Source organism: Ewingella americana ATCC 33852 (genome assembly GCF_000735345.1).
Taxonomy (GTDB): Bacteria; Pseudomonadota; Gammaproteobacteria; order Enterobacterales; family Enterobacteriaceae; genus Ewingella; species Ewingella americana.
Window position 1 is genome coordinate 22,798 of the sequence record NZ_JMPJ01000062.1, and the last position, 6,000, is coordinate 28,797.

Here is a 6,000-nt window from a genome sequence, read left to right on the forward strand (position 1 = left end):
TTAGCCGACCGAAAATCGCCAAGACAATTCTGAATATACTGACAGACACTTCCTACAAAATCAGGCTTTTTTCTGACTGTATTAGTCGATGTGCTATATTGATTGGGCGAATGAATCTGTTTTAAATCATTATTTCACCCTGATGGAGCTACGGTTTAATAAGCTGAATTTACTATGTCTAAAAAAGCCAACATCAAGATGACTAAGATCGTATTAGCGATCAGCTTCATTATTTTATTCGGACGTTTGGTTTACTCCGCCGTCGGTGCCTGGTCACATCATCAAACTCAAAAGCAGACCCAGGTAGAACAATCGACGACGCCGGCTCCCTGATTTTTAGTTTTGGAATTCAAAGGATAAGGACGCAGCATGTCTGCCAATAAGCATCGCTATCACGTACAAAAGCTGGCGGAAACACGTACCCGCATACTCAACCTGCTGCTAGACAGCGACGACCTTGCCGACAGCATTCTCGGCGAATCCAAAGATATCGACCCCGCCACGCAGTCCCTGTTGATGGACCAGACTGCCGAGCTGAGCAATCTGATCGACGGGCTACACGCCGCTGACCTTGCGGATATTTTAGAAGCCCTGCCCGAGCGCGAACGTCTGGCGCTGTGGCGCTTGGTTGACCCGGCAGATCGCGGTAAAGCCTTGGTTGAAGTCTCGGAAACCGTCTGGGACAGCCTGATTGAGGAGATGAGTGACAAAGACCTGCTGAAAACCATGTCGCTGCTGGACGTGGATGATCAGGTCTATCTGGCCGAATACCTGCCGCGTGACCTGATGGGCCGCGTACTGACCTCGCTGGACCCGCGCCAGCGCGAAAAAGTGCGTGAAGTGGTCAAGTTCGGCAAGGACACGGTCGGGCGAATCATGGATTTCGAGCTGCTGTCCGTGCGCCCAGACGTCACGCTGGGTACCGTGCAGCGCTATTTGCGCTACCGCAAAGATATTCCTGAAGCCAGTGACAAGCTGTTCGTCACTGACCGAAACAACATGTTATTAGGCGAACTGCCGCTCACCACCATTTTGCTTAACTCGCCGCATCGCCAAGTTTTTCAGGTGATGAATGACGACCCAACCTGCTTCGAACCCGAAGATAAAGCCGAAGACGCGGCCAGCGCCTTCGAACGTTATGACTTGATCACCGCGCCGGTTATCGACAAAAAAGGCAAATTGATGGGCCGCCTGACGGTCGAAGAGATCGTCGACTTCGTCAATAACGACACCGACACCAATCTGCGCCGTATGGGTGGCTTAAGCCCAGAAGAGGATGTGTTCTCGCCAGTGGGCAAGGCAGTGAGAAATCGCTGGGCGTGGCTGGCGATCAATCTTTGTACCGCCTTTGTGGCTTCGCGGGTGATTGGCCTGTTTGAAGGCACGATTTCGCAACTGGTGGCATTGGCGGCGCTGATGCCCATCGTGGCGGGTATCGGCGGTAATACGGGTAACCAGACCATTACCATGATTGTGCGCGCTCTGGCGCTGCATCAGGTGCAGCTCGGCAACCTTAAGTTTCTGATATTCAGGGAGCTGGGTGTCGCCTTAATCAACGGATTGGTGTGGGGTGGCCTGATGGGCATCGTCACCTGGCTGCTGTATGGCGACTGGGAAATGGGCGCGGTCATGACGCTGGCCATGGTGCTCAATCTACTAGTGGCCGCCAGCATGGGGGTGATTATTCCTTTAACCATGGTGCGCCTCGGCCGCGACCCGGCGGTGGGTGCCAGCGTGATGATCACGGCGATCACCGACACCGGCGGCTTCTTCATCTTCCTCGGTTTAGCGACCATTTTCCTGCTTTAACTTCTCCTAAGCTGCGCCTTAAACCCAAGGCGCAGCTTAAGTTTCTCCCTGATTAAGTCACAAGCGGGATGAGTGACTGATTAAACCCATAAAAACCTTTTCTTCTTCTCACGCAAGATTCGTTATCAATTCATTACTGATGTAGAATTCACCAAGATTATCGTTCGTGGCCGGACGGGTTATTAGAAAGGGTTTTACCGTGGAAAAGAACATATCCCGTCTGGACTCACAATCACCCATCAGTTGGAAAACCCTGTTGGTGCTGGCCGTGAGCATTTGCCTGCTGGCGCTCGCCTGCATGAAGGTTATTCAGCAATCCTCGAGTTTGGCGTCGGTCTGGCTGCCTACCGCCCTATTGATCCCGGTTTTATTCCACCATCGCTATCGCGACTGGCTGCCGTTGTTTTGCGCCGCTGGCTTAGGCATTGCCGCCTCACACTTTATGGTTCACTCGTGGTCAACGAGATATCTGCCTTATCTGTTTATCAACCTGTTTGAAGCGGGCGTCTGCGCCTTACTGCTGCGGCGCTTCTTGCCCACCAAGGATCCGCTCTCGGGTTTAGTGAACTGGGCGAAGTTCCTGCTGGTCGCCGTGGTGTTCAGCCCGCTGCTCAGCGCAATTATCATGACGCTATTCATCCAGCACACGCAGGCACCGCAGGCGTCTGAACAGCGATTTGCTACTTGGTTTATGTCCGAGGCCGTGGCTATTTTGGCCCTGACGCCGCTGGGTTTGATATACCAGAAAGGCTATTTGCAGCAGCTATTCCAGCACTCAAGCCGCCTGCTCGAGCTGATGGCGACCTTAATCATCAATATGGTGGCGGCGTTTCTGGCGCTCAAATGGCTGCCTTATCCTTTCGCTTTTATCACTATTCCCCTGCTGTGGGCGGCAATTCGCCTGCCGCGCGTTGAGGCATTTTTCATTTTTCTCAGCCTGACCCTGATGATTGCGCTGCTGCAAACCACCGGCATTATCGACATTGTCCCGCACATCACCGTGGTGCCGCCGGGCCTGCTTTTCACCCCGCTGCTGCTGATTTTGCTGCCCGCTAATGCCATGGCGATGGCGATGCACGCCCTGCGGGTCGAGAAGTCACACATCACTCAGAGCGAAAACCGTTTTCGCAATGCGATGGAATATTCCGCCATCGGCATGGCGCTGGTGTCGCCACAGGGCAAATGGCTTCAGGTCAACAAGGCCCTGTGTAACCTGCTGGGTTATGAAGCCGACTACCTGAAAACCCTGACATTTCAAGAAATAACCTATGGCGAGGACTTGGGCAAAGACCTGACGCTGCTACAGAAATTGCTCGACGGCGAGATTCAAAACTACCAGATGGAAAAACGCTATCTGCGCCGTGATGGCGAGATTGTCTGGGCCCTGCTGGCGGTTTCACTGGTGCGCGATGACGAGCAAAATCCGGTCTACCTCATCGCCCAGATTGAAGATATTAACGAGCTAAAACACACCGAAATCACCAATAAACGGCTGAGTGAAGCCCTGCACGAAGAGAAAGAGTTACTGCACATCACGCTGAATGCCATCAATGACGCGGTGATCTCTACCGATCAGCAGATGAACATCACCTTTATGAACCCGGTGGCCGAGAAGATGACCGGCTGGAGCCAAGCCAAGGCGCAGGGCAAGCCGGTGAGTGATGTGGTGCATCTTACCATTGGCCCGGACGGTGAACTGATCAACGACCTGATGGCGATGTACAGCAGCCAGTATCTGCACACCTCTCTCGAGCAATCGCTGATTTTGCACGGCTATCACACCGGCCAGTTCGACGTGCAGCTGGCGATATCGCCGATGCGTAAGCTCAACGCCGAGCCCATTGGTCTGGTACTGGTGCTACAGGACGTAAGTAAGTCTCGCGAACTGATGCGCCAGCTTAGCTACAGCGCGTCCCACGATTTGCTGACTGATTTAGCCAATCGCGGCTGCTTTGAAGAGAGCCTGAAAGGCGCGCTAACACTGACCGCCGAGCAGCAACAGCAGCACAGTCTGGCCTTTATCGATCTCGACCATTTCAAGGCGGTCAATGATACCGCCGGGCACGCGGCTGGCGACGAATTGCTGCGCCAATTAAGCCAGCTGATGCAAGACCATATTCGCAATAGCGACCGGCTGGCGCGTCTGGGTGGCGATGAGTTTGCCCTGCTGCTGCTAGACTGCCCGCACGAGCAGGGCTTGCAGGTTGTTCAGTCATTAGTGAACAAAATCAATGAATTCCAGTTTATGTGGGAAAACCAAATTTACCGCATTGGCGCCAGCGCGGGCATCACGCGCATCACTGACGCCTCGCTCAGCAGCAGTGAATATATGGCGCAGGCCGACGTCGCCTGCTACACCGCCAAAAATCGCGGCCGCGGGCAGGTGTTCGCCTATGAAGAGCAGCAAAAGCGCCTGCTGGCCTCACACGCGGCGATTTTCCGCCCCGAAGATATCCGCCGCGTGCTGAATGAAGATCAGCTGTCGCTCAACTGCCGCGCCGCGTCACCGCCGAAAACGCCGCTTTCCGTCTGTTTCTATCAGCTTTCGCTGCAATTCGTGCAGCCGGTGAATGGCATTCAGCACGCCGAACTGCTGATAGAGGCCGCGCGTTTCTACGACATGATGCCGGAAATCGACCGCTGGATGCTGCGTCAGGTGCTGGAGGTTCATGCTAAGGGCATCAACAATAAGGGAATTTGCGTGGCTATCCCGCTCGCCACGGAGAGCCTGCTGCAAGAGAGTTTGCGCCAAGAGCTAACTCGCCTGTTGGATAACACGCTAATGCCAATGGGCTCAGTGAACCTGATGATCGAACCCGAGGTGTTGCTCAAGCACCCGCATCTGCGGCAGTACATTGCCGAGTTGAAGCAGCGCGGCTGTAAAATCGTGCTGCGCAACATTGGTAAGAATCTGAATGAATTTAACGCGTTGCCAGAAGGCAGCGTGGATTACGTGCAGATTGATCCGACCTTTATGAGCCAGTTGCACTACAACCAAATGGATGAAGTGCTGGTCACCATCCTGCACGGCAACACCCATCGGCTGGCGGCTCAGACGCTGGCTGGCCCGGCGGATTTAAATGAAACTTTGGAAAAGCTGACCAGCATTGGTATCGATTTAGTGGAAGGCGACACCATCGCGCCGCTGACCTCGCTCAATACCCTGCTCAACACCGGCTATTTCGGCATTCACTAAAAGCGAGTTACCCCTGCGCCTCTTCCTCAGGGATAAAGTCATTATTGGCCCACAGGTGCAAGGTGGCGTAGGTGCGCCAAGGCTGCCAGCGCTGGGCATAGCGGGCAATTTTGCCCGGCGTCATATTGGGGAAACGCTGTTTAATCAGGTAGTCGCCGCCGAGGAACACGTCGGGCGCGGACCACGCCCGCATAGCGATATAGCTGGCGGTCCAGCCACCAATTCCCGGCATCGCCAGCAGCTGTTTCACGCCCTGCGTTACATCCTGCATGTTGTTCAGCGGCAGGCTGCCCTCTTCCACCGCCTTTGCCACCCCAATCAAACAGGCCGCCCGTTTGGCCTGCACGCCAATACCACGCAGGTCATCCACGCTCAGTTGAGCAATGCGTTCCGGCGTCGGGAACAGGTGGGTTAATCCGGCAAAAGGCGTGTCGATAACTCCCCCCCAGTTCTGCGTCAGCCGCGTCGCCAGCGTCGCCGCCATTTTGACACTCACCAGTTGGCCGAGGATCGCCCGCACCGTGAGTTCAAACCGATTGATACACCCCGGCAGCCGCAGCCCGACGTTGTTTTGCGCCAGCTCCCCCAGCCCGGCGGCAATCAGGTGCGGATCTGCGTCTAAATCCAGCAGCAGGCTAACCTGCCGCTCAACGCGCTCAGCCACTTGTTCAAGCGACGGCGAGAGGCTCAGCTCCACGCAATTTCTTTCCGGCAATGGCCGTAATCGCAACCACCCCGCAATAGCCCCGGTTTCAGATTCCACTACCAGCGTGCGCTGATAGAAGCCATCCAGCATCTGCTCAACGCCCGCTAAGGCGCGAGCACCAAGGAAGGAGTTCATCCAGCCCCAGTCATAAGGCGGCGTATAAGGGAGGTAGCGGGGTTTAGTCACGGGGGCGGGCCTATTTATTTTTGGAAAATAAAGGTAACAGGAAATGGGGGCGTTGCCACGCTGACTGGCTTTTTAAATTCAACTTCAACTTCAAGGTCGTGGG

3 protein-coding genes are annotated in these 6,000 nt (G+C 54.9%); 2 read left to right on the forward strand and 1 reads right to left on the reverse strand.

What is annotated here, in order from left to right; all coding sequences use genetic code 11:
- Positions 1-369 precede the first annotated feature (369 nt).
- Both mgtE and GEAM_RS12880 read left to right on the forward strand, forming a co-directional pair.
- Positions 370-1,809: a magnesium transporter gene (gene mgtE / locus GEAM_RS12875; protein WP_034792128.1), complete on the forward strand. Its 1,440-nt coding sequence runs from the start codon at positions 370-372 to the stop codon at positions 1,807-1,809.
- Positions 1,810-2,008: 199 nt separating this feature from the next.
- Positions 2,009-5,005, forward strand: a complete 2,997-nt coding sequence (locus GEAM_RS12880; RefSeq protein WP_072009900.1) for a PAS domain S-box protein — start codon at positions 2,009-2,011, stop codon at positions 5,003-5,005.
- Positions 5,006-5,012: 7 nt separating this feature from the next.
- Here GEAM_RS12880 and alkA read toward each other — a convergent pair whose 3' ends face one another.
- Entirely contained in the window at positions 5,013-5,897 is an 885-nt protein-coding gene (gene alkA, locus GEAM_RS12885; RefSeq protein WP_034792129.1) for a DNA-3-methyladenine glycosylase 2, read from the reverse strand.
- Positions 5,898-6,000: the final 103 nt, after the last annotated feature.